The organism is Streptococcus sp. 27098_8_51 (assembly GCF_041432205.1).
Lineage (GTDB): Bacteria > Bacillota > Bacilli > Lactobacillales > Streptococcaceae > Streptococcus.
The window spans coordinates 162,527-188,871 of record NZ_JAPVZE010000001.1 but is presented as its reverse complement, the minus strand read 5'-3'; the positions used below and the strand labels follow the sequence as shown (position 1 = coordinate 188,871).

Genomic DNA, 26,345 nt, shown 5'->3' with positions numbered 1-26,345 from the left:
TTTTTCTGAAAATCATTCGCTCTCAGGAAGCTCTACTTCTGCTAGATTCTTTCGTAGCATGAGAATGCCGTCCCCAAGTGGAACTAGAGTTGCTGTTAGACCTAGATTGTCCAAAGTTGCGTCGAAAAGTCTTTGCAAACCTCGATAAATGGTTCGTTGACCACGGCGGACTTCCATGATGTCCTTGGCAACATCTCCTCCTTGAAAAATATCATCCAAGACCACTACTCCACCAACTTCCAAGTGCTTGAGGATTTCAGGCAGAAAGACGATATACTTTGACTTGGCCGAATCCATAAAGATAAAATCATATGTTTCTGTCAAAGTAGATAAAACATCAACAGCATCACCTTCAAGTAAGGTGATTTGCTTACGACTGTCAAACTTGGCAAAATTTTCCTTGGCAAAGCCTATCATTTCTGGATTACGGTCAATGGTTGTAATCTTGGCATCTGGCGCATGTTCCGCCATCAAGAGGGCTGAAAAACCGATAGCTGTCCCAATTTCCAAAATGTTCTTGGGCTGTATGGTCTCCATGAGAAAACGGAAATACGCGACCGTTTCATGGGGAATAATGGGAATGTTTTCCTTACGCGCGAAGGTCTCCAATTCTTTTAAGGAACCTGTCACCTGCTTTTGACGCTGGCGCATGAGTTCAACGATTTCTTCCTTGACGACAGGCCGGCGCATATTGTGATTGGCATTTTTACTATAAGACTCTACCATCTTAAGCTAGTCCCAATTTTTCAACAAGGGCTTCAAACTCGTTCAAGCGACGTTCAAAGACTGCAAAGGCATCGTTAAGATAGTCTTCTTTTTCCATATCAACACCCGCTTTTCTCATGACATAGAGTGGATAGTCTGATTTACCTGCTTTGAGGTAGTCGATATAGCGGTCACGGTCTTCTTGACTACCATGGACAATCTTCTCAGCCAAGGCTGAAGCAGCTGCAAAACCTGTTGAATACTGATAAACATAGTAGTTATAGTAGAAGTGAGGAATGCGTGCCCACTCGTATTGGATCTGAGGATTGTCTTCCTTGCTGAGTCCATAGTACTCTTGGTTCAAGTCAGCGTAGAGCTTATTGAGGAAATCACTTGTCAAGACTTCTCCATTTTGGTCTGCTTGGTGGATGGCATGTTCAAACTCAGCGAATTGAGTTTGACGGAAAACTGTTCCACGGAAACCATCTAGGAAGTTATTGAGAATAGCAAAGCGAGTTGCATCGTCTTCTACTTCTTCCAACAATTTCTCTGTCAAGATATTTTCGTTAGTCGTTGAGGCAATCTCAGCCAAGAAGATAGAATAATCTCCGTAAACATAAGGTTGGGTTTCACGAGTATAGCTAGAGTGCATACTGTGACCTGTTTCATGGACAAGAGTAAAGAGATTATCTAGATTGTCCTGCCAGTTGAGAAGCATAAAGGCATTGGTATCGTAAGAACCACCAGAGTAGGCACCAGAACGCTTGCCTTGGTTTTCATAGACATCAATCCAACGCTCACTGAAGGCACGTTTAACACGGCTCAAGTAGTCGTCACCTAAAACTGCCAAAGCTTCTTCTGCCTTTTTCAAGGCTTCTTCGTAGGTAAAGCTATAATCTACTGACGAAAGCGGTGTGTAGACATCGTACATCTTGAGGTCGGAAATACCCAAGATTTTAGAACGAAGTTCTAGGTAACGATGCAAGAGCGGCAAATGCTTGCGAACTGCTGCAACTAGATTGTCATAGACACTTTCTGGAACAAAGTTAGCTGCGAGGGCTGCATGGCGAGCACTCTTATAGTTGCGAACTTTTGCGCGGTAGTTTTGCACCTTAACATTTGTCTGCAAAGTCTTAGCATAAGTATGTTGGAATTGCTCGTAAGTCGCATAAAGGGCTTCATAGGCACCACGACGCACTTCACGGTTTTTAGACTCCATCAAATGGATGTAAGTACCATGTGAGAGTTGCACTTCCTTGCCTTCGTCATCAAGAACGTATGGGAAGCTAATATCCGCATTGTCCAAAATAGCGAAGGTTTCACTAGCAGAACCAAAGATTTCTCCTGCTCCAGCAAGCAATTCTTCCTCACGTTGCGAAAGAACATGGTCTTTCTTTTGCAAGAGCTTGTCAAAAAAGTGCTTGTAAACTTGGAGTTTTGGTTGAGCTTCTAGGAAATCCGCATACTGCTCTTCCCTAATCTCCATAAACTCAGGTTCATAGAATGAAAAGGCTTGTTCTAACTGACTGTATAGGGTCATTGCCTTAGCATAGTACTCTTGATACTTGGCTTCACGCGTGTCCTGGTCATTTTTCATATGTGCATAGACATAAAGCTTTTCAACTTGGCGTTCCAAATCAAGTGAAAATTCTGTGATCTCAAGCAAACTGTCTGCGCTGTCTAAGAGATGTCCCTCATACTGAGATGCTGTTTGTACTTTTTCAGTTAAATCTTTCAAGGCTTCTTCCCAAGCCTGGTCTGTTGGGTAGATTGTTGAAAGATCCCATGTATCTTTTTCATTTATTTCATGTCGTTGTAATACCATAAGATTCCTCCATCCTTTCTATTTTACCACATTTTTTGAGAAATATAAGTGATAAAAGGCTGGTGGATAGAGCTTTTGGCGATTATTTTTCGGATTTTTTTGATAGTAAGCCTGAAAATTTCTATAATAGCTAGTCAAATCCGTTTCAATCTGCAAAAAATCACCTGACTCTATCGGTCTGACCTGGGGATACCAGTCGTCCAGTTGATGGTTTAATAGATTGTCTCTTTGATAATAAGCTTCCTCCTGCTTCTTCATCCAGTAGGACGTTTGGTAGTACAACTGCTGGCGAATGTAGTGACAGATAGTGGAATCTTGCACAACTGCAAAACGAGGTAGTTTTTGTTTTTGATAAGGAAATCGTAGGATTTCCAAGAGATTTCCTTGACCATAGGGAAATTCTTTGACCTGAAAATGAAGCTTGCCACGTAGGTCCTGATGCAAAAGATATTTGAGTCTCAAAATTTTCCTTTTGAGATCCAGTTCCCAAACAAAGAAACCCATATTTTGACTAAAATAGAGGAATCCCCTTTGCAGTTGTGTTAATCGCTCTTTTAACCAGAGTTTTTCTCCCAGTAGCCAGATAACCTGATAGCCTTGGCTACGGTATCCTTGACTTCTATCGCCTAAAAGCTTTTGAGACAAGGGGCTGCACTGAACCTCCAGAGCTAGTTTCTCATTGACGAGAACATCCGCAACCTGCTGAATCTCAGGCAAACTATATTCTAAGGCGACCTGATTGTCCTTCTTGGCCCAGTGATAAAGGGCCTCTTTGTTGCCCAAGTGTTCTGGACTTTCATTTTCAAAAATGGCAATACAATCTCTTAACCTTTCATGGGCAAAATGCGTTCGAATACTCTGTCCTTGGCGTAATCGTAGTCCGCCCCCACAGGCTGGGCAGGTGTAAGGCTGCTTTGTCACATCTTTTTCAAGGGCATTCACCAAATTCCCCTTGGCATCTCTAGCTACAAACATGGTCTACCTCCTTTTCTCATTTATTCGAAAAAGAAGTGAAAAAGACTGGAATTCCAGCCTTTCATAATACTATTTCTTATCTTTTTTGTCTCTTAGAATATTTTTTTAGCATGGGAATGAGATTGGAAATCTGCTCACTTCTAATGACCAGCACGCCGTATTCTTGGCAGCGATTGGCATAAGCTGGATTGATTTTTCCCGTACAAACAATCAACTTGAGGCAACTCTCTCCAGCAAAATGATTGGCGTAGACTTCTAGTTCGTTGATGGCTTCAACTGATAAATCTGTCATTTTGCAGGAGATGAAGGTAATCGAGCGGCCCTTTCTCAGAATGACATCAATCTCATTTTGGACATTATCCGCCTCTGGAAAGATGCCATTCCAATCAATCTCACCACCTATCATGCACTCATCAAACAGCTGAGATTCAAGCGCCAAGAGATAGAGATATACCTCTAAAATATGCCCCTTGTTGCGACAAAAGACCTGAGCTTCTTGACTTGGAAAACTGTAAGCTACTCGTTTTTTGTCCTCACTTTCAATACAAAGCATCCCCGCTTTCACAAGTAAGGGGACAAGGGATTCTGGATAGTGATAATACTTGCCGTTGTTTTCCAGGATCTTTTCGGTTTCAGCATGCAGGTCATTGGTCTTAGCTAGAGAGAAAAATTGGGTCACTTGATACCAGTGGGCAGGATTGGCAATGGCAGAGCTGGCTAGCTTTTTGATGGCTGCAATTTGCTGAGCTGAGTGGATAGGGCGTTTTGATTTGAGCATTTTTCCACCACGCAAGGCTATCAACTGTTGGATGCTTAGGGTTGGAATGTCCATGTCTTCTTTTTCTAACTGACCGGCTACCCACTTGTATTGTTTTCCCCGCTCGACATCCATGGCAACGATGGGGAGCTGCCGATCCAAGCCGTATTGATAGAGGGATAAGGCTAGTAGCGAATCCCCACCAAAAACATCAAGAAGAATCTGGTCATAGCCTGCTAGACAATAATCCAACTGGTTTGCTAGTTGTTCTAAGGATAACTGACGAAAGGTCACTCGTTGGATATGAGGTACCTCTTCCATGATAAACTGACGGAGAGAGAGCTTCTCTTCATTGCTTATTTTCGTCAAAGATAGAAAAAGAATCTCGTCACAATCACTGATAAAGGCTTGGTAGACATTCTTTTCCAATACATGCCGATCATACAATTCCACCAAAAGACTCGTCATTCGACCACCTCCATCATAAAGACTTTCTTGCGCTGAGAGTATCAACAATACAGCCCTACTGCTCAGATTTCCTACTTCTAGTATAGCATAAAATCCTGCTCGTCCCAATCAACCAACGCAAACAAAAACGAATAGAAACCTTGCAAAGTGATTTCTATTCGCTAGTATAGGTTTGATTTACTTGACTTTTTTGGCTAACATAGTCGCAAAGCGTAGTTGAATGCGATTGCCATTTTCATCACGACGGTGCAGATGTCCTGGGTTTTCATTATACTTGACCAATTCCCAATCCTTGTAGTAGTCCGCCAACTCCCCTTCTTTAAAGGTGAATGGGAAGTTAACCGAGCAAGGATAATCCTCCGTATTCATGGCACAGACGATAAGATTGTAACCACCGACCGTGGTGTGCTCCTGCATATTTTGGATAATAGCTGGAATGCGGTCCGCTTGTAGGAACATCAGAACAACTGTCGATACGATGAAATCATAGGCTTGGCTAATGCTGGCTGAATTGATATCATAAAGTCCGACAGGCATTTCTAGATCCTCTTGTTCCACAATGCTTTGCAAGATTTCAAGGGACAATTCATTTTGATCCACAGCTGTCACATCAAAACCATTCTGTGCGAGAAAGAGAGAGTTACGCCCCTGACCACAACCCAAATCCAAGGCTCTTCCTGGTTTCACCGTCTGCATAGCCTCTAATACTTCCGAATGGACTGGATTGGTCTGGTATTTCTTAGGGAAATAATCCTCAGGTTTACAATAAAATTCCAAGTACCATTCTACATCGTCTGTTGCAGCCTCTACTCGGTGCCAAGCTTGCGGTTGCGCCATGGGATTGTCTGCTCCCGCCTCAAAGAGGTGCTCAGCTAGAACCTCACCATCTTCAGTCAACTCAATAAACTTGAGTGCCCCCTTCAAGACAGTAATTTTTCCCCAAGTGCCTACCTTGGTATTGTGCTTTTGCTGAACAGCTTCAGGCATGGTCTGTTTATTCCACAAGGGCATCCGTTTATAGGCAATTAATTTTTCCATTTTACTTCCTCTTCTTAACGCTGGTTGACAGCTTTCATCACACGCGCGATGTCGCGGTTTTGTTCACGTCGCTTGATCGACTCCCGTTTGTCATAGTCATGTTTCCCTTTAGCAAGTCCTAAAAGAAGCTTGGCGTAGCCATCTTTGATATAGACTTTGAGGGGAACTAGGGTCATTCCTGTTCCTTTGGTCTCTTGTTCCAATTTTTGAATTTGTTTTTTATGGAGCAGAAGTTTACGACGACGTTCTGGTTCCTGGTTCCAGATATTGCCCTCTTCGTAAGGGGCGATATGAACATTGCTCAGCCAGACTTCCCCATTTTTTACTTGGGCAAAGCCATCCTTGAGATTGATTCGAGCAGCTCGAACGCTCTTGATTTCAGTTCCGGTCAGGACCATTCCTGTCTCTAGCGTATCTATGATTGTATAGTCGTGGTGCGCCTTTTTATTTTGTGCGACGACCTTTCCCTCGCCCTTTGCCATGCTTGACTCCTTTCTTAGCTACTTCTTTGTAAAAAGGTTTCTTCCCCTTTTTCTTCTTGTCTTTTTGTGAATGCTTGTGCTTATCATTTGAGCGCCCTGATTTTCTCTTATCTTCCTTCTTGTCTGAACGGCGATTTGAACCACGACCTCTGTCTTTGCGCCCAGCTTGTTTCAAGCCTTTTTCGATAACATCAAACTCACTTGGGATATAGGAGAAATCAATCTCACCTGTCATCTTATCCGCTCTTTCAACCCGAATGCGAATCTGCTGCCCTACACGGAAGGTTGTGCCTGATTTCTCCCCACGGAGAGTCAAATCCCGTTCATTGAAATGATAAAATTCAGGTAGATTGGTGATGTGAATCAAGCCTTCAACTGTATTTGGCAATTCGACAAAGAGACCAAACTTGACAATGCTGGATACAACTGCATCGTACTCTTCACCAACGTATTCTTCCATGTACTCAGCCTTTTTCATGGCTTCGACTTCACGCTCTGCCTCGATGGCACGACGTTCACGATTGGAAGACTGGGTCGCAATCTCTGGAATCACTTGTTCAAAATGCTCTGCTATTTCCTTGGAACGTCCATAGTCGCGAATCATTCGATGGACAAGGAGGTCTGGATAACGGCGAATCGGACTGGTAAAATGAGTGTAATAATCAGCAGCAAGTCCATAGTGACCGTGATTGTGCTCAGAATAGCGAGCCTGTTGCATAGAACGGAGAAGCATCATGGATAATACATCCGCATAGGGCTCTCCCTCAACCGCACGCATGATGTCTTGAAGCGCCTCCTGGCTAATCTCACTGGCAGTTCCATAAATTCGCAAGCCAAAGCTCGAAGCGTAATCAATAAACTTCTGAACTTTTTCTGCCTTAGGCTCCTCATGAATCCGATAAATGAAAGGTAGGTCCAGTTTACTAAAGTGCTCGGCAACCGTTTCATTGGCAATCAACATGAAGGACTCAATCATCCGCTCAGCAACACCACGCTGACGAAGAACGATATCAACTGGCTTGCCTTTTTTATCCACCAAGATCTTAGCTTCACTGGTATCAAAGTTAAGGGCACCACGTTTCTCACGCATGCTTTCTAGCCTTTCATGGAGCTTGGCCATGAGTTCGATACTTGGAACAATTTTCTTAAACTCTTGTCTCTTTTCCTCATCGCTAGCTAGGATGTCATTGACAGCGCTATAGGTCATACGGAAGCTAGTCTTGATAACTGTTTGGGTAATAGTGTAATTAACCACACGACCATGTTTATCAATTTCCATAATGGCAGACTGGGTCAAGCGATCGACTTGAGGATTGAGAGAGCAGATGCCATTTGACAAACGTTCTGGAAGCATTGGGACCACTCGGTCTGTTACATAGACAGAAGTCGCGCGGTTAAGGGCTTCCTTATCGAGTGCAGAACCCTCTGTCACATAGTAGGAAACATCCGCGATGTGAACACCGAGTTCGATATTGCCATTTTTCAAAGGCTTAATGTGAACTGCGTCGTCCAAGTCCTTGGCATCCGCGCCGTCAATGGTAAAGGTGATTTCATCTCTCAGGTCCAGACGACCTTCCATATCCTTTTGAGACGGAGCTTCTGGTACACTTTCTGCCTCCTTGAGAACAGCTTCTGGAAATTCTGAAACAATATCCATGGATTCCAAGACTTCAAGAACGTCAATCCCAGCATCAGTCGAGTGCCCCACCACATCAAGGACACTAGCAACAAAGAAATCATGTTTCTTACTTGGGTATTTATCGATAAAGACCTTGAGAACCTCTGTCCCTTCCAACTTGATAGCTGGTTTCTTCACATAGATCGGTTGGCTGATTTTCTGATTTTTTGAACGGATGTAGCCCGCATACTTGGGCTTTTCCTGATCCAGAACGATTTGGCCGACAACGGTTGTCAGGCTGTGTTCTAGGATATCGATAATTTTTGCTTCTGCTGCCGTTCCCTTATTACGGTCAGCAACTTTCTTAATGACTACCTCAACGGTATCGCCATCAATAGCATAGTTGACATCGTTCTTTCCTACAAAAAGGTCGTCCTCTTCGCCTTCTAGACTGACAAAGCCAAAGCCATTCTTATGGGCATGAAAAATCCCTTTGAGGGTAATTTCATGTTTCTTCTTTTGGTCCAGACATAAACTACCATCATCTTCAAAACGAATCTGGTGCTTTCTTTCCATCAGAGACAGAGTTTTAATCAACTCACGGAAATCCTTGGATCCATCCTTTCCGAGAGCCTGAGCAATGTCATTTACCGTCACTCGCCCCTTCTCTTGCAAATATTCTTTAATTTTATCTTTCATGTTTTCTTTCTAGATTTTTATAATTTTTTGAATGATAACTTTAGTAAACATCATTCAAAATAAAAATAGGCTAAGACCTAGTCTCGCCCATTTCTTATCTACTTGATAATACTGTCAATGCTAAGGCAATGGCTAGCCAGAAAAAGACTAAAATACCTGTCAAACGTTGCATCACAGCTTCAAAACCACGCGCTTTACTACGTTCAAACAAATCACCTGAGCTGGCATCAAATACATTGCTGGATTGGTTCTTAGTTGGTTGCATGAAAATCGCAATCACAATCACAACAGATAATACTAATAAAATGGTTAATAATAGGTTATACATATCAAACTCCTTAAAATCCCTATTATTTTACCATAAATTCTACTTAGATTCAAGATGTAAAGTTACTTTTCTTTCCTTTGGACAATATTTTAACACCTCAATCTTGTCTGGATGGGTTTTGGAGTTCTTACTGGTTAGATAATTCATGCTGCCACAAGAGGAGCACTTGAGATTGATTTTTACTCGCACTAGATTTCCTTTACTTTTAATAATGATCTAAATTGCACTAAGTTACATAAACAACTGAAAGCTACACAGGCTGCTGTCGCATAAAAGACAGCATGGTAGCCCAAATATCCTGCAACTGCGGATCCCGCCATAGGTCCGATCACTCCACCAAGGTAAAAAAAGACTTGGTTGAAGGCGAAAATCCTTGAAATACCTGATTTTGGAGTCATTTTGCTAAGAAGCGCATTGACACCTGGTATGAGAGCTCCCGTTCCCAAACCAAAGAGAAAACGATACAAGCCAAGTTGAAGGGGGCTGGTTGCATGGGCACAAAGAAGGTAAATGATGACGGAATAAATCTGCGCTGCAACTAACAATCTCTGATTCCCTACCTTATCGCCAAGTTTTCCTAGAATTCCAGCACTCATCATGCTAGAAAACCCCATGCTGGATACGATTAATCCTGATACAAAGAGGAGATTTTCGGACTGCCCTAAGTCCCGCACATAGAGAGCTAGAATGGGACCAATTGATTGAGCTGAAAATTGAATGACAAAGCTCGTCAAAAATAGGTTTACTAAGAGCCTAGGATACTTGAAAGAAGAAAATACTTCTTTCGTTGGGATAGCCTTCTCCTTAGCAACTGGCTGAAAATCTTCCTTGATAAAGAAAATAGTTAGGATTGCAGCTAAAAATAAGAAAGCGCCTACCAATAAAAAAACATTACGAATGCCAAAAATTTCAGCAATAAAGCCTCCAACAAAGGGGCCCGTCAGTGTTCCCGCAACTACACCTGTAGATAAAGTCCCCAGAGCCGCTCCAGACTTATCTTTAGGTACCTGACTAGCAATCAAGGCTGTTGCATTGGGGACAAATCCAGTAAATACACCATTGAGCAAGCGCAAAAAGAGTAGCCAATAGATATTTGGCACGAAGGCCAAACCTCCCATCGTAATGGTCATGGCAAGACCTGCTCGAATCATCATGGGTTTTCGACCGTACTTGTCAGCAAGAATACCCCAGATAGGAGAAACTAGAGCTGCTGAAACAGCCGAAACTGAGATGGCTAATCCAGCATAAAAAGCAACTTGATCCCCTTCAATTCCCAACTGCTCTACAAAGATAGGCATGAAAGGGACGACCAAGGAAATACTAGCTCCCGTTAGAAAACTACCAAACCAGGCGACACGAAGATTCTCTTTCCAACTAATCTCTTGCACAGCTATCGCCTCCTTCAAGTAACTTCACTACTTGAGCCACAAGCTGATCACGACTGCCATTATTGTCTAATATATGGCTCGCCAATTTTTTCTTTTCTTCTAAAGACCATTGGGCGGCCAAACGGGACTCTGCTACTTCCTTAGAAAGATGATCCCGTTTCATGAAACGTTCCACCTGAACATCACGGTCCACATAGACCAGCCACGTTTCATCAAACCAAGCACTGTAGTCCTGTTCAAAAAGTAGGGGAATATCCATGAAAAAAACCGTTTCTGTCTGAGTCAACTGGTCTCTCAGTGCAGCCAATTCCTCACGAATAATCTTTCCTTGGGTTTGCTTAGACCATTCTCGTTCTTCAGGGTTTGAAAAGATGAGACTAGCTAGGAGAGGGCGATTGAGTTCTCCATTTTCGAGGATAATTTCCTGCCCAAAGTGCTGAACTAAGAGCTGATAAAGACGACCACCAGGTTTCTGTAGTTGGTGGACGACTGCGTCAGCATCGACCACTTGAAAACCTTGCTCTCTTAGGAAATTTGTCACAGTTGACTTACCAGAAGCAATCCCTCCTGTGATTCCGATGATTTTTCCCATCAGCCCCTCCTTTGACACTGAGGACAAAAATGAGTGCCCCTTCCACCGAGCTGGAATTTCTCAATCATTGTCCCACAGCGGGAACACGCTTGCCCAGTCTTATCATAGACCTGATGGAAATCCTGCATGGTTCCGTCTTCCCCAAAGGCATTGGTATAGGTCCGAATAGTTGAGCCCCCGTTTTCAACAGCCTGACCCAAAACAGCAATGGTCTGGTCATGAATAGCTGACGCTTCTTCTGCCGTCAAAGTCTGGGAAGGTCTAGCTGGATGAACCTGAGCTCGCCAGAGGACCTCATCCACATAGATATTGCCAAGACCAGCTACCAAGGTTTGGTCTAGGAGGTGGGATTTGATTGGCTTTTTAGATTTGGCTAGGGCAGCTTGAAAGACCTGCAAATCAAAGTCCTGCTCTCTTGGCTCAGGACCTAGTTTCTTAGAAATAAAGTAGACATCCAAAAGGTCGGGTGTCAACAGTTCCATGGTACCAAACTTGCGTACATCCTCATAAACAAGCGTGCCTCCATCTTCAAACCGAATGAAAATATGGGCATGCTTGCGTTCAGGAACCTGGTCTGGATAGTAAAAATACTTGCCCTCCATCCGCAGATGGGAAATCAAGACCTTGTCTGTTAGGTAAAAAAGCAAATATTTTCCACGACGTCCCATGGACTCAATTACTTGGCCATTTAGTTCCTTTTGAAACTCGTCCAAATCTGTCTTGACCATCTTGGGATAACGAATCTCTACACTCGAAATCTTCTTTCCCAAAATCAATTTTTCTAAGCCACGACGAACGGTTTCAACCTCTGGTAATTCAGGCATAAATCCTCCTTCTGTAAAAACAAGAAGCAGGCATGAGCCCACCTCTACTTAGTATTCTTTTTCATTATAACCAAAATCAGCCAAATCTAGCTTTTTATCACGCCAGTTTTTCTTGACCTTGACCCAAGTTTCTAGGAAGACCTTGTCTCCTAGCATGAGTTCGATATCACGACGAGCCATGGTCCCAATTTTCTTGAGCATGGCGCCACCTTTTCCGATGATAATGCCTTTTTGGCTATCGCGCTCGACCATGATGGTTGCTCGGATATGAACCTTGTCGGTCTCTTCATCACGCTTCATAGAGTCAACCACTACTGCAACTGAGTGAGGGATTTCTTCACGCGTTAGGTGCAAGACTTTCTCACGAATCATTTCTGAAACCAAGAAACGCTCAGGATGATCTGTGATTTGATCAGATGGGAAATACTGGAAACCTTCCTCTAGATTTTCACTGAGGATGTCAATTAAACGAGAAACGTTATTTCCCTGAAGGGCTGAGATCGGAACAATCTCCTTAAAGTCCATCTGGTTACGGAAGTCATCAATCTGAGTCAAAAGCTGGTCTGGATGGACCTTGTCAATCTTATTGACCACCAAAATAACTGGAACCTTGGCAGCCTTCAGACGCTCGATAATCATATCGTCGCCCTTACCACGTGGCTCATCAGCTGGCACCATGAATAGAACAGTATCCACTTCACGCAGAGTACTGTAGGCAGATTCCACCATAAAATCTCCAAGAGCCGTCTTAGGCTTGTGAATCCCAGGTGTATCGATAAAGACGATTTGCTCCTTATCCGTGGTGTAAATCCCCATGATTTTATTGCGCGTTGTCTGCGCCTTGTCACTCATAATGGCAATCTTTTGCCCCATGACGTGATTTAAAAAGGTTGACTTCCCAACATTGGGACGTCCCAAAATAGCTACAAAGCCTGATTTAAATGTCATAATTTCCTCTTAGTGTTTAAAATAGTATATCCCAAATGCGTGGGAGAAAGATAAGTGCACCTGTCACCGCAGCAAAAAGAGAGACCACTAGCACGGCACCTGCTGCCATGTCCTTGGCTTTCTTTGCCAACATAGAAAAGTGATAGTGACTGGCTAGATCCACCACATTTTCAATAGCAGAGTTAATAATCTCAAAGGCTACTACCAAGAAAATGCTCATCAGGAGAAAGAGCCATTCGATTCGTGACACCTGAAAAACAAAACCTGCAAAGATAACTACTAGAGCCGTCACTGCATGTTTTCGCATATTGCGTTCTTCCTTGATGGCAGTCAGAATTCCTGTAAGAGCAAATTCTAAACTGGATACTAGGTCACGATTTTTCCATTTTCGTTTATTGTCTTGTGAGTCCATAGGCTGTCAAAATTTCTTCTTGTAAACCGAACATCTCCGCTTCTTCTTCCGGAGTGTAGTGATCATAGCCGTTAATGTGTAAAAAGCCGTGTACTGCCAAGAAGCCCATCTCACGCTCAAAGCTGTGGCCGTATTCCTCAGCCTGCTCATGCGCTTTATCGATAGAGATGAACAGTTCCCCAATATAGGCATCAAACTCAGACATCATCTCTGCCAATTCAGGATTTTCAAGCAAATCTTCCTCATCAAAGGAGATGTCCAACTCTGGTTTATACTCAAGGCTAATGACATCTGTCGGACGATCTGTATCACGGTACTCGAGATTGAGTTCGTGGCTACGATCATTGGTCACAAAAGTGACGGCCATCTCCTTGTCTTCTTTTCCGAGTTTTTGGGCTGCAAATTCCAAAATTTCTTGGGTTTGTTGCAAGATTTCTTGTGAAACTTGACCAGTTTCATCTACTATTTCAATATACATGTACTTCTCGATTCTCTTTACTTGGCTTTATTATACCATATTTCCATGATTTTATTCTACCTTTTTGATATAATACTATAGAATACAATCACAAGGAGAGAACGATGTCATTTGACGGATTTTTTTTACACCACATGATTGAGGAATTGCGAAGAGAGTTAGTCAATGGTCGCATCCAGAAAATCAATCAACCTTTTGAACAAGAGTTGGTCTTGCAAATCCGCAGCAATCGCCAAAGCCATCGCCTGCTCCTTTCTGCTCATCCCGTTTTTGGTCGTGTCCAGTTGACCCAAACGACTTTTGAAAATCCAGCTCAACCTTCTACCTTTATCATGGTTTTGAGAAAGTATTTGCAGGGTGCTCTGATTGAGTCAATTGAGCAAATCGAAAACGACCGTATCGTGGAAATTACAGTTTCCAATAAAAACGAGATTGGGGACCATATCCAGGCTACCCTGATTATCGAAATCATGGGCAAACACAGCAATATTCTCCTAGTCGATAAAAGCAGCCATAAAATCCTCGAAGTCATCAAACACGTTGGCTTTTCACAAAACAGCTACCGCACCTTGCTACCAGGATCGACCTATATCGCTCCACCAAGTACGGATTCGCTCAATCCTTTTACTGTTAAGGATGAAAAGCTCTTTGAAATCCTGCAGACCCAAGAACTGAAGGCAAAAAATCTTCAAAGTCTCTTTCAAGGTCTGGGACGTGATACGGCAAATGAATTGGAAAACATTCTTGTCAGTGATAAACTGTCTACTTTCCGAAACTTCTTCGGGCAAGAAACCAAGCCTTTCCTAACGGAGACTTCCTTCAGTCCAATTCCCTTCGAAAATAGTGTAGGAGAGCCTTTTTCCAGTCTTTCTGACTTGCTGGACACCTACTATAAGGACAAGGCTGAACGGGACCGTGTCAAACAGCAAGCCAGTGAACTGATTCGTCGCGTTGAAAATGAACTTCAGAAAAATCGACATAAGCTTAAAAAACAAGAAAAAGAGTTACTAGCGACAGACAATGCTGAGGAATTTCGCCAAAAAGGGGAATTGTTGACAACCTTCCTCCACCAAGTGCCTAATGACCAAGATCAGGTTACCTTGGAAAACTACTACACCAATCAGCCTATCACCATTGCGCTTGATAAGGCCTTGACTCCCAGTCAGAATGCCCAACGCTACTTTAAACGTTACCAGAAACTCAAAGAAGCTGTCAAATACCTGACTGAACTGATTGAAGAAACCAAGGCAACCATTCTCTATCTAGAAAGTGTTGAGACTGTTCTCAACCAAGCTGGGCTGGAGGAAATCGCTGAAATCCGTGAAGAATTGATCCAAACAGGCTTTATTAGAAGACGCCAACGTGAAAAAATCCAGAAACGCAAAAAACCAGAACAGTATCTAGCGAGCGATGGCAAAACCATCATTTATGTCGGTCGTAACAACTTGCAAAATGAAGAGCTAACCTTTAAAATGGCTCGCAAGGAGGAACTTTGGTTCCATGCCAAGGACATCCCTGGAAGCCATGTCGTCATCTCAGGAAATCTCAATCCTTCTGACGAAGTTAAGACGGACGCTGCGGAGCTAGCTGCCTACTTCTCCAAAGGGCGCTTGTCAAATCTAGTTCAGGTAGATATGATTGAAGTGAAAAAACTCAATAAACCAACTGGTGGCAAACCTGGCTTTGTAACCTACACAGGACAAAAGACCCTCCGCGTTACACCAGACCCCGAAAAAATCGCATCTATGAAAAAATCCTGATTCCAAGTGAAATCAGGATTTTCGTTTACATTTTACTCTGCAATCAAGGTTTCCAAACCAACCTTCATCATATCGGTGAAGGTATTTTGGCGTTCTTCTGCCGTAGTGTCTTCATCTGGATTGACCAAGCTATCAGAAATGGTCATGATTGCAAGAGCATCAACGTGGTGTTGGGAAGCAAGATAGTAAAGAGCTGCTGCTTCCATTTCCACAGCCTTAACTCCCCATTTACCAAGCTCGATGTTCTTTTCAAAGTAGTTTGAGTAAAAGACATCTGACGACAAAACGTTCCCAACGTGGGTAGTCATACCGAGTTCTTTGGCGATATGGTAGGCCTTATCTAGTAAATCAAAGCTAGCGATTTGTGGAAAATCATACTGTGGCCAGTCGTTGCGGATGATGTTTGAGTTGGTTGCAGCTGCTTGCGCCAAAACCAATTCACGAACGTGAACATCCTCATTCAAGGAACCAGCAGTTCCGACACGGATCAATTTCTTCACTCCGTAGTCCACAATCAACTCACGCGCGTAAATCGAAATGGATGGCATCCCCATCCCAGTTCCCATGACAGATACACGGTGGCCCTTGTAAGTACCAGTGTAACCAAACATGTTACGCACTTCGTTAAAACAAACAGCATCTTCAAGGAAATTCTCCGCAATAAATTTCGCACGAAGAGGATCCCCAGGAAGAAGAATTTTATCAGCAATTTCACCCTGCTGAGCAGCAATATGGATAGACATAGTTAAGATATAAAGGGCGACAGAGAACAAAGTAAAAATAGGAAACTGACGAAGCACCGCAGATGCTAGACAGTTTATCTTTTTTACACAGTTCTCCGCCCGTATTCAGTTCAGCAAATACGGTTTACCCATCCTTTCTTTATTTTATGATGATTAGAGAGCGAGAAGAAAACGACTGAAAATTAGGAATCTGACGAGAAATCCTGATTTCTCAGTCAGATTATCTATTTTCCAAGTTTTCCGCTCGTGTTCAAATTAGAACACTTCGCTCTACCTTTCTTTATTCTAAATGTGATAGTCAAAAAGATACCAAACCCGTCAAAAAGCGAAGGGAAAATAGGAGTTGGGTGCAGTGAGCGATGCTCGCAAGACCAACTATCTTTTTCCCACTGCTTTTAGGGTGGGGTCAATTCCTTTCTTTCTTAATTTTAATTTAGAGGAGAGCCGCCCGTATTCAGTTCAGCAAATACGGTTTACCCATCCTTTCTTTCTTGATTTTAAAATTAAATATTTCACAGAACAATTAGCCCGAGTTTGACTATAACTCAGATACTCTGCCTTTCTGTAGTTCCTAGTTTACCAATGAATCTAAAAATGCATACAGTTTTGCATTCATTTCAGAATAATCGTTTCCACGTAATTCTTCTGGTGTTTGAACAAAAGGCAACTTTTCACTTTGCTCTCTTAATTTCTCCTCACCATCCGCAGCAATCAATAATTCTACTGCGTCTGGATCAAATTCCAAATGAGCCTGAAAGGCATAATGTTTTGAACTGAAGCGAATAATTTGGCGTGGACAACCTTGACTGGTCGCTAAGACGACAGCTTCATCTGTCAGCCCTGGCATATCACCGTGCCAGTGGCCGGTTTCTATGTTTTTTCCGAACAAGCTGACATGAGGATCTGTTAGACCTTGCATCGTCAATGTCACAGGATAAACGCCGATCTCGCGCTCAGGACTGTGCTCATACTCCGCACCATAGGCAACAGACAGGAGTTGCGCACCAAGACAGACACCAACAATATAAATATCTGCTGCAATCGCTTCTTTCATAAAAGCAAGCTCAGCCTTTGGATCATAGTATGGGAAGTTTTCTCTATCCTCATCAGGTGATTGAGGACCACCCATGACAATCAGAAAATCAATCCCGTCAATTGTTTCAGGAAGAGGTTCTTTTTCATAAACCTTTGTTGATGTAATTTGATGACCTCGTTCTATAGCCCATTTTAGATATGCGCCTGGAACCTCAAATGTCTCATGTAAAATAAAGTGAACTCTCATGACATTACAATTCAGCAAGAATCGCTTTAAGCAAGCCTTTGAAATCACCTTTGACACGTTCAGTCACTTCTACAACTTCTTCGTGGTTGAGTTCTTCTTGGAAACCAGCCGCAAAGTTAGTAATACATGAAATACCGAGAACTTTCAAGCCAGAGTGGGCTGCCACGATTACTTCAGGAACCGTAGACATACCAACGGCATCTGCTCCCAGTGTCTTATAGGCACGAATCTCTGCTGGTGTTTCATAAGTCGGACCAGTCACACCAATATAGACACCTTCATCAAGCTTGATACCAAGTTTTTTAGCCACTTCATGGGCAGTAGCGCGGTATTCTGGTGTGTAGGCCTTAGACATATCAGGGAAACGTGGACCAAAGTCATCCAAATTTTCACCCATCAATGGATTTTGACCCGTCATGTTGATATGGTCTGAGATAGCCATCAAGGTACCAGGACCAAATCCAATACCTCCAGCTGCGTTGGTTACAATGACACCTTCGCATCCGAGAACTTTCATCACACGTACTGGGAAAGTCACGACTTCCAGAGGATTTCCTTCGTAGAAATGGAAACGACCTTGAAGAGCCAAGACCTTACGACCTGCAAGTTCTCCATATACCAATTTACCAGCGTGACCGACTACTGTCGAACGACCCCAGTTTGGAATATCTGCATAGTCTACTACAACTGGATTTTCGATTTCTTCCGCCAATTCTCCAAGTCCTGATCCAAGGATTAAACCGAACTCAGGCGCTAGGATTCCCTTGTCTTTCAGGAAGGCAGCTGTTTCATTGATTTTATCTAAAAATGTCATTGTGTCTCCTTTATTATTTTTTTATCATTTGACCGATTTTGTCAAAAGTTTTAGCATTACGAATGGTGATTTGGCGGTAGAAAGGCATCTTGAGTAAGTGCTTATGATAGGCAGTTGCATAGTAGGATTCTTCAGAAAATTTCCCCCAGAAAATCCCATGTTTTCCAAAATGAACCACTTCATCTTTCAGTTCCAAACTGTTCACTTTCTCGATGACTTGATCCACATCCAAGCTCTCCGTGTAGAAGAGGACATCTTTTCGAGCCAGGTCTTTGGTCCACCAATCTGGCAGATTCTCCAGCTCTGCTTCATAATCTTCCTGACTCAGCAAAGAAAAGCTCTGAATAAATGGATAATGGACTTCAAAGAAAGCCTCTAACTTTTCAACCAATCGGGCTTTGGGGTCTGTCGAAGTAAAGAAAATATTGCCACTGTTGATGTAGGTCTCAAGCTTTTCCAGTCCCAACTCTGTCAGTTCTTGACGAAGTTGCGCCATGACAACCTTATTTTTCCCACCGACATTAATGCCCCGAACAAGTAAAGCATATTGCGTCATCTTATACCAATTTATCTAAGAAACTTTCCCCAATCATGGCAGTTTCAACACCAAAGTTATCCGCAACTGTCGCTGAGATATCTGCAAAATGTCCGACAGGAATGAGACCATTTCCTTTAAAGGAAGGGCTATAGGCCAACAATGGAATATATTCACGAGTGTGGTCTGTTCCTGCATAGGTTGGGTCATTTCCATGGTCCGCAGTAATCAAGAGAAGGTCGTTCTCTCTCATGGCTGCGATAATTTCAGGCAAGCGTTCATCGAACTCATGCAAGCAATCACGGTAACCATGAGCATTGCGGCGGTGGCCGTAAAGGGCATCAAAGTCAACTAAGTTTGTGAAGGAGAATCCTTTTTCAAACTCAGCAAGTCCCATAGTCTTCAATAGTGTATCAATTCCGTGGCTGTTTGACTTGTTGTGGCCCATGTCATGATTGATACCAGCTCCGTTAAAGATATCGTTGATTTTTCCAACAGCGTAAGTATCGATTCCAGCTTCGTTCAATTTATCCAAAACAGTCGGTGCAAATGGAGATACTGCCAAGTCACGACGATTTGCTGTACGAGTGAAGTTACCTGGCTCACCCACATAAGGACGAGCAATGATACGACCTAGAAGAGCAGGGCGCTCAAGAGTAATCGAACGAGCATATTCACAGATACGGTAGAGTTCATCCAAAGGAATGATGTCTTCGTGGGCAGCAATTTGCAAAACAGGGTCAGCTGAAGTATAGATAATCAACTCCCCAGTTTCCATTTGACGTGGTCCGAAATCATCGATAACAGCCGTACCTGAGTAAGGTTTGTTGGCTTCACGAATGACCTTACGTCCTGAAAATTCTTCGATTTTTGTCAGGATTTCTTCTGGGAATCCGTTCCAGAAAGTATCGAAAGGCTCGGTAATGTTGAGTCCCATGATTTCCCAGTGACCAGTCATGGTATCTTTACCAAGGGAAACTTCTTCCAATTTTGTTGCATAACCTGTTGGATTGCTTTCAGCTGGTACAGTCTTTAGAGGAGTTTCACGTGGAATATTTCCTAGACCGATTTTGGCCATGTTTGGCACATTCAAACCAACTGTTTTGGAAATGTGTCCCAGTGTGTCAGAAGCTCCGTCTGGAACTCCTGCATTGACAAAGTTATTGGCATCTGGTGCAGCACCGATTCCCACAGAATCCAGTACCACCAAGTGAATACGATTAAATTTTGACATAGTCTGTCTCCTTATTTTTTTGATTAGTTTGCTTTTTTTGAAGTTAAAATCTGAACACCATCTCGTCCCGCTACGATGACCTTATCCACCATTTGGTTGAACAAGCCATGCTCTACAACACCAACGACATGGTCCAATTCTTGCCCAAAGGCAATTGGATCTTCAATGACATCCAAGGCTAGGTCAATGATAAAGTTCTGCATATCGGTCACAAAACGTTGACCGTCTTTTTCACGGAAACTTGGTTTGAAGCCAGCTCGCTTAAACCGACGAAAGACCTGTTCTGCACCATACTGAACCACTTCTACAGGCAATTTAAAAGCACCTAGTTTCTCTACCAGTTTGCTTTCATCGACCACCCAAATGTATTCTTTTGAGGGCGTTGCGACAACCTTCTCCATCAGAAGGGCACCACCACCGCCTTTGATTCCGTTAAACTGGCTATCTACTTCATCCGCCCCGTCAACTGTCACATCGACAAAGTCCACTTGATCAATCGACTTGAGCGGGATATTAAGACCTTCGGCCTGTTTACTGGTCACACTGGAAGTCGTTACAGCAGTAATCTGCAAACCTTCTTCCTTAATCCGACGACCGATTTCTTCTACGAAATAGTATGCAGTTGATCCAGTACCGAGTCCAACAACCATACCATCCTTGACAAACTCAGCAGCCTTGATACCTGCCATCTTTTTCAGATTCTCCACTTAAACACCTCCATTAAAGAGCTACTTTCATTATAACATGTATCCGTTTTTATTTCATGAATACACTTGAAAAACCCGAACGTTTTTATTTCGGGTTTTGGTGTCCTATTTAACCATATCAGGATCGTAATCATAGAATCCTGTGTCGAGGAAACGGTTTTTAGGGTGTAACTTGCGCACTTCCTCATCTAACAAGAAAGCTTGGTCATGGCCGAAATTCCCCTCTTGGATCAAGCCACGCGCTTGAATAAAGAGTTTAGCAATCTCTACAAAATTCTGACCTGGGGTGTAAAGTCCCTCAAGTTTCCAGTGAGTAAAACCATGCTCCACCAATTCTGTCAATTTGGTCATCAAATCAAGGTCGTTATTTGCAAAGATGTGGGTACCATGATTGTCTTCAAAGATAGAGTAATGACTCTCTGGATCACTTGGTTCAGCCAAGAAGAGGTCACGTTTACGCGTCTTTTCATCATCGATGTGCGTAAAGTTATAGTAGTTTTGCAAGAGCGGACGCTTAGAATGGTGAATGACACTAGCTCCGTAAACCAACACTTCAGCAGGAATTTCCAAAATCTCTGGCATCTTGAAGAGCTCAGCAGATGGAATTTCACGCGCCAAAACCGCCTCAGATGCGCCAGCCTTTTGACCCCAGAAGTTAATCTGACGACTGCTTGTTACCATGGTTGAAGCATCGTAGATGGTCTTGAAGGAATAACCATCGCGATTGACTACATAAAAGACACCTGCATCCCCAACAGTAATATAGTCTGTCTTGATTTCTTCCAAGAAGTCAAGAAAAGGCTTGATTCGGTCCATCATATCTTGGTGCATGAGGGCATTAACCGCGACGATCAATTCTTTGCCTGCTTCATGAACCAACTTAGCAATCTCACGCAATTGGTCATGACTAAAAGTCATTGGCAGACGAAGGCCAAAATCTTTCTCACCGACATAGATACGGTCTACGCCAGCTTCGAGTAACTGTTCAACTTGTTCAATACTTTCAGCAGTTGCTGTAATGATAATCTTTTCCATAAGAGAAATTATACCACATTTCTCAAAAATCAGCTATGGGTACTGGGAATTTCACAAAAAGTTAAACTTGTTTCTATCTTTCCCAATCAAAAAAGTGAACAGTAACTTGTACCGTTCACTCTATTTTATGCATGTGTTTCTTCAACTAGGTGGCCATCGTTCATGACATAAATACGATCAACCTTATCAAGAAGGCGAGTATCATGCGTAATCATAACAACTCCTCTACCTTGTTCATGGGCAATGGCAGCCAGCATCTCCGTTACTTGGTAAGCACGCTCAGTGTCTAGACTAGCTGTCGGCTCATCTGCAAGCACAATGCTTGGATTGTTATAGAGCGCTCTAGCAATCGCGGCACGCTGACGTTCACCACCAGATAAAGCCTTGGGATACTGATCTTGTACTTTTTCCAAATCCAACAGGTCAAAGAGCTCTTTTCGGTCACTTTTACTATTTTTTCCCTTATCTAGTCTGTCTATCAAATCCAGCTGTTCCTTGACCGTTAGAAAAGGAATTAAGTTTGAAGCCTGGAGAATGAAACCAAACTCTCTAAAACGGAGATCTGTTTTTTCCTTCTCCGTCAAACTGCCTGTTTCCTTCCCTTTGACTAGAATCTTTCCACTCGATGCTTCCTGAAGTTGTCCTAGAGTTGTTAGAAAGGTCGTCTTTCCGGAACCTGAAGGTCCAACGATAGCTACGAACTCTCCCGCATTTAGCTGAAAATTCGTCTCATGCAGGGCTACGACTTTCATCTTTCCTTCCCCGTAAGTTTTTGTCACTTGATTCATTTCTATCAATGTTGTCATACTATTCTCCTTATCACTCTGCAATCGCAGTAATCGGGTCCACCTTTAACAAGCGTGGAAGTGAAATGACACCACCTAGAAGGGCCATCAAGCAAATTACCAAGCTTAGGACAGAGTAGGCTATCCAACTTGGGTAGAAAAAGAAGGTAGCTGGTAAGACTAAAATCACCCCACCAATAGCGAGCAAGGCTAAAGCAATTCCCATACCGGCTAGGAGGAAGATTTGACAGAAAAGGGACCATACAATGGTTTTGATCTGTATACCCTGAGCCCGCATTATTCCATATAGTCCTAGTTTTTGGATGGTAATGATATAAACAAAAATCCCCACAATCAAGCCTGTGATAACAATCATAGCGAGAATCATTCCCGAAAATACATTCACCTGAGGCGTGTAACCAGGAATTTTCGATATTATTTTTGGAATGGAAATCTGTTTCAATCCATCGCCAGACACTTCTATGTCATTTTTCAATACCAAGGCAGAGACGGAACGATTGGCTTTCAAGGTTCCTTGTAAGGTCCAATAAGTTGTCAGACTCGTAAAGACAACAGGCTCGGTGAAAAATTTATTTCCTTGAGTCAGGCCTACAATCTTGTAACTTGCCTCGCTTCCATTGAGCTGAATGGCATCACCTAGCTTCATCCCATAGTTCTCAAAAGACTGATCCACGACAACCTCATCATCTCTTTCAGGATAACGACCCTCCGTCAAACTAGGAGAGATAAAAGAGTCCCAGTCTTGAGCAAAAATAGAAACATTGACCTTTTCACTACCATCTACTAGATTGGTCACAGCGAACATATAGCCCAATGGAGCAGCCTCTTCAGAACTCTTATCCTTGTAGTCCTTTTCAGGAATAAAAGATGCCGTCAAATTATCATTTGCGTAGTCAGATAAAACGATACTCGTTGCTTGCCAGTTATCAATAGCGGCTCGGTTATTTCGCACAAGACCAAGAGCTAAACTGGTCATAAAAAAGACCATGAAAGCGATAAGAAAAATGGTAGTTAGAATTAAACTATATCGAAGTTTGTTTCGTACTATTTCTTTGATAGCAAGATACATGCTTATCTCCTTTAACTTTTCCCCAGAGGTAGCAAGAAGCCACCCAGACCAATAGACAGAATCGCTGTCCTTCCATCCATTCAAAACAACTCCTACCAATACTCTTCAAAAGTATCCAGGTAGCAACTTAACAAATCATCTTAGGAAAAAGCCTCAGCTTGCTATCAATTTATATAAGTCATCCTTACCTTTCTCAGTATATTTATAAAAGAGAAAGTCAGGTCATCTGTTTCAAGTGTAACATCCATGCTATCACTTTCCCTAGTAGGTGTCAAGAAGAGTGACTTAGAAGTTGATAAGAGACTTTAGTTGTTTTGTAACAATCCTGTAATAATTCTCTGCATAAAAAATGATAAAATAGTTATGTACTGTTAAGGAGAGAATCATGTCCGCAAGAAAACTAGAAGCTTATGAGTTTGAACAAGCTCCCGAATCGAAACAAACTCCGCTTTATCAAGATTACACACCTGAAGCCCCAGTCGGCCCTAACCTAAAAGAGATTTTATTTTTTGTAAATATTGCTTGTTTTTGTATTTTTATGGTGCTTTTTAGCTTTATCTTTTTAGCCTTAAAATTAAATACAGCTTTGTCCTTTGTCGCTGCAATGGGTCTTAGTTTTGCCCTTTTACAACTTCAAAGAAAGATAATGAAACGAAAATTTTCAAAATAAAGGTTGGTACTACTACCAACCTCTTTTCTAGTTATCAAAAAAGACAGTTATATAACTGTCCTTTTTATTTATTCTTACGTTTTGAAGGAGATTGAATAGCAATCTTAACTTCAAAAATTGTTCCTCTAGGTTTGTTATCTTTGACGGCAATCGTTCCTCGTAAAGCATCAACAATCTGCTTTGCCAAAGATAGTCCCAGGCCGAAACCACCTTTCTGACGGGTTCTCGCCTTGTCCACACGGTAAAAGCGATCAAAGATTTTCTTCTTATCAGCAGCTGAAATTCCAATTCCGTTATCCGTTACTGTAAGATAGAGGTGGCGATCTGTAGCATAGACTACAAACTCAATTTCCCCATCTTCTTCAGTATACTTGATGGCATTGTCAAATAAAATGGTCATGAGTTGTTTTAGGAGCAACTGATCGGTCATGAATGGACGATAAATTCGATTTTCATAGTTGAAAACACGATCATTTTCATAAGCAATCAACTCATAGTTGGCAAAGGTTGTTTTAAAGAATTGTGGAGAAACTTCTGCTATTTCTGGTTTGATTCCATCATCTCGACGTGCAAGGTTGAGAAGATTGGTCGTAAGGAAACGCATGTTGCGAACTTCTTCAAGACTGGAAGCAATACTTTCACTGGATTCCATGATGGTTGCCTCTGGTTTTCGAAAAAGATTCTCTAAACGATTTTGTAAAACGGCCAGAGGCGTTCTCAGTTCGTGACTCGCATTTTCAACAAAGGACTTCTGCTTTTGCATGCTTTCCAGCAAGGGTTTGACACTGACACGTGCCAGGTAAACACTGGCAATTAAAGACAGGAGCCAGAAACTAGCCATGACTACAACAATTAAATGCTCGTGATTTTGGCTGATTTGCTCAAGCTGGCTGGTATTGATTAGAACCGCCGCATATTTGACATTACTTGATACGGTGGAAGAGTTGGTTTCCATCAAGACCATTCGATAGGTTTCTTCCTGACCGTAGCTATTGACAACTTGGATTTGCCGAATATGATTCAACTCTTTCTTGTCCAGCTTGATCTTGTCCAAGCCTAAAAAGCGATTACCCAGTAAGAGTTGGTTAAAATCCTTGTCAAAAAGCAAAACTTCCGTATTAGAGCTAACATTGGGCTTGATTTCAGCCTTGTTGGCATCCGCTGTTGCGGGTTGGATATCCTTGACTTCTTCGGTTGCCCGATTAAGGGCTAACTGGATAACCGCTTGGGGACTACTACTAAGAGCTTGGAGTTTTTCATCTACAGAGGTGTAGAGACTCGAATGCATGACCTGAAGGATAATCAAGGTCATAGCAGAGAAAATCAAGGTGAACACTCCAAAGTTTCGAATGAAATAGCTAAAATCATCCGCATACCATGTTTTTTTTAATTTATTGAACATCTTTTAAAATATACCCGACACTACGCAAGGTTTGAAGATTTTCAGCAAAGGCTGTACCCTTCAGTTTCTTACGAACTTTTGAAACATAGACTTCTACAACGGAAATAGTCGTATCGCTATCAAATCCCCATAGACGGTCAAAAATTTGTGTCTTGGGAAGAATAACATTTTGATTTTGAAGGAAGTAAACCAATAACTCAAACTCTTTTCCGAGCAGTTCCACAGGCGTGTCTTCCACCTTCACTTCATTCGTTGAAAGATTGACGACTACATCCCCATAGGTCAAGGTATTTTCGTTAAACTTTCCTGAACGCTTGAGAAGGGCTTGAATCCGCATTTTGAGTTCTTCTAGGTAGAAAGGTTTGGTGAGATAGTCATCCGCTCCCAACTCAAAACCATGTCCCTTGTCATCCAAACTCTCTTTGGCAGTCATGATAAGAACTGGTGTCGTAATTCCTTTTTCTCGCAACTCTTTCAAGACTTGGAAACCATTTTTTTCAGGCAACATCAGGTCAAGCAAAATCAAGTCATAAACGCCACTTTCAGCTTCGTAGAGCCCTTCTTCTCCATCAAAAACCTGCATGACATCTGCAAAATCATCCAAAAAGTCAAATACTGAGTTTGACAGACCTAGGTCATCTTCTACTAATAAGATTTTTATCATCAGAAACTCCTCCTTGTTATGATTATTATACCAAAATTGCCTTAAAAAAAACTCAACTCTCTCTTCTTTTAAGATAGAAAGTTGAGT

General features: G+C 42.4%; 27 protein-coding genes and 1 pseudogene. 2 read left to right on the top strand and 26 right to left on the bottom strand.

The genetic code is table 11. The features are described from left to right. Nucleotides 1-12: 12 nt before the first annotated feature. From O3622_RS00925 to ybeY, 15 genes are all read right to left on the bottom strand, one after another. Nucleotides 13-726 carry an O-methyltransferase gene (locus tag O3622_RS00925; protein ID WP_111466774.1) on the bottom strand — a complete coding sequence of 238 codons (714 nt, stop codon included), beginning with the start codon at nt 724-726 and terminating at the stop codon, nt 13-15. A 1-nt stretch (nt 727) separates the two neighbouring features. Next, nucleotides 728-2,530 carry an oligoendopeptidase F gene (gene pepF / locus O3622_RS00920; RefSeq protein ID WP_125397695.1) on the bottom strand — a complete coding sequence of 601 codons (1,803 nt, stop codon included), beginning with the start codon at nt 2,528-2,530 and terminating at the stop codon, nt 728-730. A gap of 18 nt (nt 2,531-2,548) precedes the next feature. Further along, nucleotides 2,549-3,505 (bottom strand): competence protein CoiA, encoded by a 957-nt coding sequence (locus tag O3622_RS00915; RefSeq protein WP_125397696.1) that lies wholly within the window; start codon nt 3,503-3,505, stop codon nt 2,549-2,551. Between the two features lie 76 nt (nt 3,506-3,581). Further along, nucleotides 3,582-4,730: a hypothetical protein gene (locus O3622_RS00910; protein ID WP_371606899.1), complete on the bottom strand. Its 1,149-nt coding sequence runs from the start codon at nt 4,728-4,730 to the stop codon at nt 3,582-3,584. Between the two features lie 177 nt (nt 4,731-4,907). Then, a complete protein-coding gene (gene tehB, locus O3622_RS00905) occupies nt 4,908-5,768 on the bottom strand; it encodes an SAM-dependent methyltransferase TehB (protein WP_371606898.1) in 861 nt (286 codons plus the stop codon). Between the two features lie 14 nt (nt 5,769-5,782). After that, nucleotides 5,783-6,250, bottom strand: a complete 468-nt coding sequence (gene smpB / locus O3622_RS00900; RefSeq protein ID WP_049477510.1) for an SsrA-binding protein SmpB — start codon at nt 6,248-6,250, stop codon at nt 5,783-5,785. After that, nucleotides 6,213-8,567, bottom strand: coding sequence for a ribonuclease R (gene rnr / locus O3622_RS00895; protein WP_371606896.1), 2,355 nt, complete (start codon nt 8,565-8,567; stop codon nt 6,213-6,215). The genes smpB and rnr overlap by 38 nt, the downstream gene beginning before the upstream one ends. 94 nt (nt 8,568-8,661) lie before the next feature. Next, nucleotides 8,662-8,895, bottom strand: a complete 234-nt coding sequence (gene secG / locus O3622_RS00890; protein ID WP_000282517.1) for a preprotein translocase subunit SecG — start codon at nt 8,893-8,895, stop codon at nt 8,662-8,664. Nucleotides 8,896-8,934: 39 nt separating this feature from the next. After that, on the bottom strand, nt 8,935-9,084 hold the full coding sequence (gene rpmG, locus O3622_RS00885) for a 50S ribosomal protein L33 (RefSeq protein ID WP_007519517.1): 150 nt from the start codon (nt 9,082-9,084) through the stop codon (nt 8,935-8,937). Beyond that, nucleotides 9,084-10,283, bottom strand: a complete 1,200-nt coding sequence (locus O3622_RS00880) for a multidrug efflux MFS transporter (RefSeq protein WP_001156299.1) — start codon at nt 10,281-10,283, stop codon at nt 9,084-9,086. Before O3622_RS00880 ends, rpmG begins: the two co-directional genes overlap by 1 nt. Next, nucleotides 10,270-10,875: a dephospho-CoA kinase gene (gene coaE / locus O3622_RS00875; protein WP_000516171.1), complete on the bottom strand. Its 606-nt coding sequence runs from the start codon at nt 10,873-10,875 to the stop codon at nt 10,270-10,272. Before coaE ends, O3622_RS00880 begins: the two co-directional genes overlap by 14 nt. Then, nucleotides 10,875-11,699, bottom strand: a complete 825-nt coding sequence (gene mutM / locus O3622_RS00870; protein ID WP_001114630.1) for a DNA-formamidopyrimidine glycosylase — start codon at nt 11,697-11,699, stop codon at nt 10,875-10,877. Before mutM ends, coaE begins: the two co-directional genes overlap by 1 nt. A 48-nt stretch (nt 11,700-11,747) precedes the next feature. Next, entirely contained in the window at nt 11,748-12,647 is a 900-nt protein-coding gene (gene era, locus O3622_RS00865; RefSeq protein WP_000143282.1) for a GTPase Era, read from the bottom strand. Between the two features lie 16 nt (nt 12,648-12,663). Further along, nucleotides 12,664-13,059, bottom strand: coding sequence for a diacylglycerol kinase family protein (locus tag O3622_RS00860; protein ID WP_248023510.1), 396 nt, complete (start codon nt 13,057-13,059; stop codon nt 12,664-12,666). Further along, nucleotides 13,040-13,537 (bottom strand): rRNA maturation RNase YbeY, encoded by a 498-nt coding sequence (ybeY, locus tag O3622_RS00855; RefSeq protein WP_084851856.1) that lies wholly within the window; start codon nt 13,535-13,537, stop codon nt 13,040-13,042. Before ybeY ends, O3622_RS00860 begins: the two co-directional genes overlap by 20 nt. Nucleotides 13,538-13,641: 104 nt before the next feature. Between ybeY and pavA the strand changes: the two genes are divergently transcribed. Beyond that, nucleotides 13,642-15,297, top strand: a complete 1,656-nt coding sequence (pavA, locus tag O3622_RS00850; protein ID WP_084880629.1) for an Rqc2 family fibronectin-binding protein PavA — start codon at nt 13,642-13,644, stop codon at nt 15,295-15,297. 32 nt (nt 15,298-15,329) lie between these two features. On the opposite strand, the gene deoD is transcribed toward pavA, so the two are convergent. The 9 genes and pseudogenes from deoD to O3622_RS00805 all read right to left on the bottom strand — a co-directional run bounded on the left by deoD (nt 15,330) and on the right by O3622_RS00805 (nt 23,522). Next, nucleotides 15,330-16,040: a purine-nucleoside phosphorylase gene (gene deoD, locus O3622_RS00845; protein WP_008276062.1), complete on the bottom strand. Its 711-nt coding sequence runs from the start codon at nt 16,038-16,040 to the stop codon at nt 15,330-15,332. Between the two features lie 571 nt (nt 16,041-16,611). Then, nucleotides 16,612-17,322: a GMP synthase gene (locus tag O3622_RS00840; protein WP_001263734.1), complete on the bottom strand. Its 711-nt coding sequence runs from the start codon at nt 17,320-17,322 to the stop codon at nt 16,612-16,614. Nucleotides 17,323-17,326: 4 nt separating this feature from the next. Continuing rightward, the gene (locus O3622_RS00835) at nt 17,327-18,136 is read right to left on the bottom strand and encodes a purine-nucleoside phosphorylase (RefSeq protein ID WP_371606948.1); all 810 of its coding nucleotides are present in this window, start codon (nt 18,134-18,136) and stop codon (nt 17,327-17,329) included. Continuing rightward, nucleotides 18,137-18,692, bottom strand: a pseudogene (locus O3622_RS00830) (DUF1697 domain-containing protein); the annotation flags it as partial. 1 nt (nt 18,693) lies between these two features. After that, the gene (locus tag O3622_RS00825) at nt 18,694-19,905 is read right to left on the bottom strand and encodes a phosphopentomutase (RefSeq protein ID WP_250315096.1); all 1,212 of its coding nucleotides are present in this window, start codon (nt 19,903-19,905) and stop codon (nt 18,694-18,696) included. 23 nt (nt 19,906-19,928) lie between these two features. Continuing rightward, nucleotides 19,929-20,612: a ribose-5-phosphate isomerase RpiA gene (gene rpiA / locus O3622_RS00820; protein ID WP_049477522.1), complete on the bottom strand. Its 684-nt coding sequence runs from the start codon at nt 20,610-20,612 to the stop codon at nt 19,929-19,931. A gap of 105 nt (nt 20,613-20,717) precedes the next feature. Beyond that, nucleotides 20,718-21,647 (bottom strand): peptidase U32 family protein, encoded by a 930-nt coding sequence (locus O3622_RS00815; RefSeq protein WP_371606895.1) that lies wholly within the window; start codon nt 21,645-21,647, stop codon nt 20,718-20,720. Nucleotides 21,648-21,772: 125 nt separating this feature from the next. Further along, nucleotides 21,773-22,453, bottom strand: coding sequence for an ABC transporter ATP-binding protein (locus O3622_RS00810; RefSeq protein ID WP_247929636.1), 681 nt, complete (start codon nt 22,451-22,453; stop codon nt 21,773-21,775). Nucleotides 22,454-22,466: 13 nt separating this feature from the next. Then, entirely contained in the window at nt 22,467-23,522 is a 1,056-nt protein-coding gene (locus tag O3622_RS00805; protein ID WP_084945254.1) for an ABC transporter permease, read from the bottom strand. Nucleotides 23,523-23,907: 385 nt separating this feature from the next. Between O3622_RS00805 and O3622_RS00800 the strand changes: the two genes are divergently transcribed. Next, nucleotides 23,908-24,192: a DUF3270 domain-containing protein gene (locus O3622_RS00800; protein WP_084945255.1), complete on the top strand. Its 285-nt coding sequence runs from the start codon at nt 23,908-23,910 to the stop codon at nt 24,190-24,192. Between the two features lie 64 nt (nt 24,193-24,256). Here the strand turns inward: O3622_RS00800 and O3622_RS00795 are convergent, their stop codons facing one another. Together O3622_RS00795 and ciaR are read right to left on the bottom strand one after the other, a co-directional pair. Next, entirely contained in the window at nt 24,257-25,594 is a 1,338-nt protein-coding gene (locus O3622_RS00795; RefSeq protein ID WP_371606894.1) for a sensor histidine kinase, read from the bottom strand. After that, nucleotides 25,584-26,258, bottom strand: a complete 675-nt coding sequence (ciaR, locus tag O3622_RS00790) for a two-component system response regulator CiaR (RefSeq protein WP_000590635.1) — start codon at nt 26,256-26,258, stop codon at nt 25,584-25,586. Before ciaR ends, O3622_RS00795 begins: the two co-directional genes overlap by 11 nt. Nucleotides 26,259-26,345 lie beyond the last annotated feature (87 nt).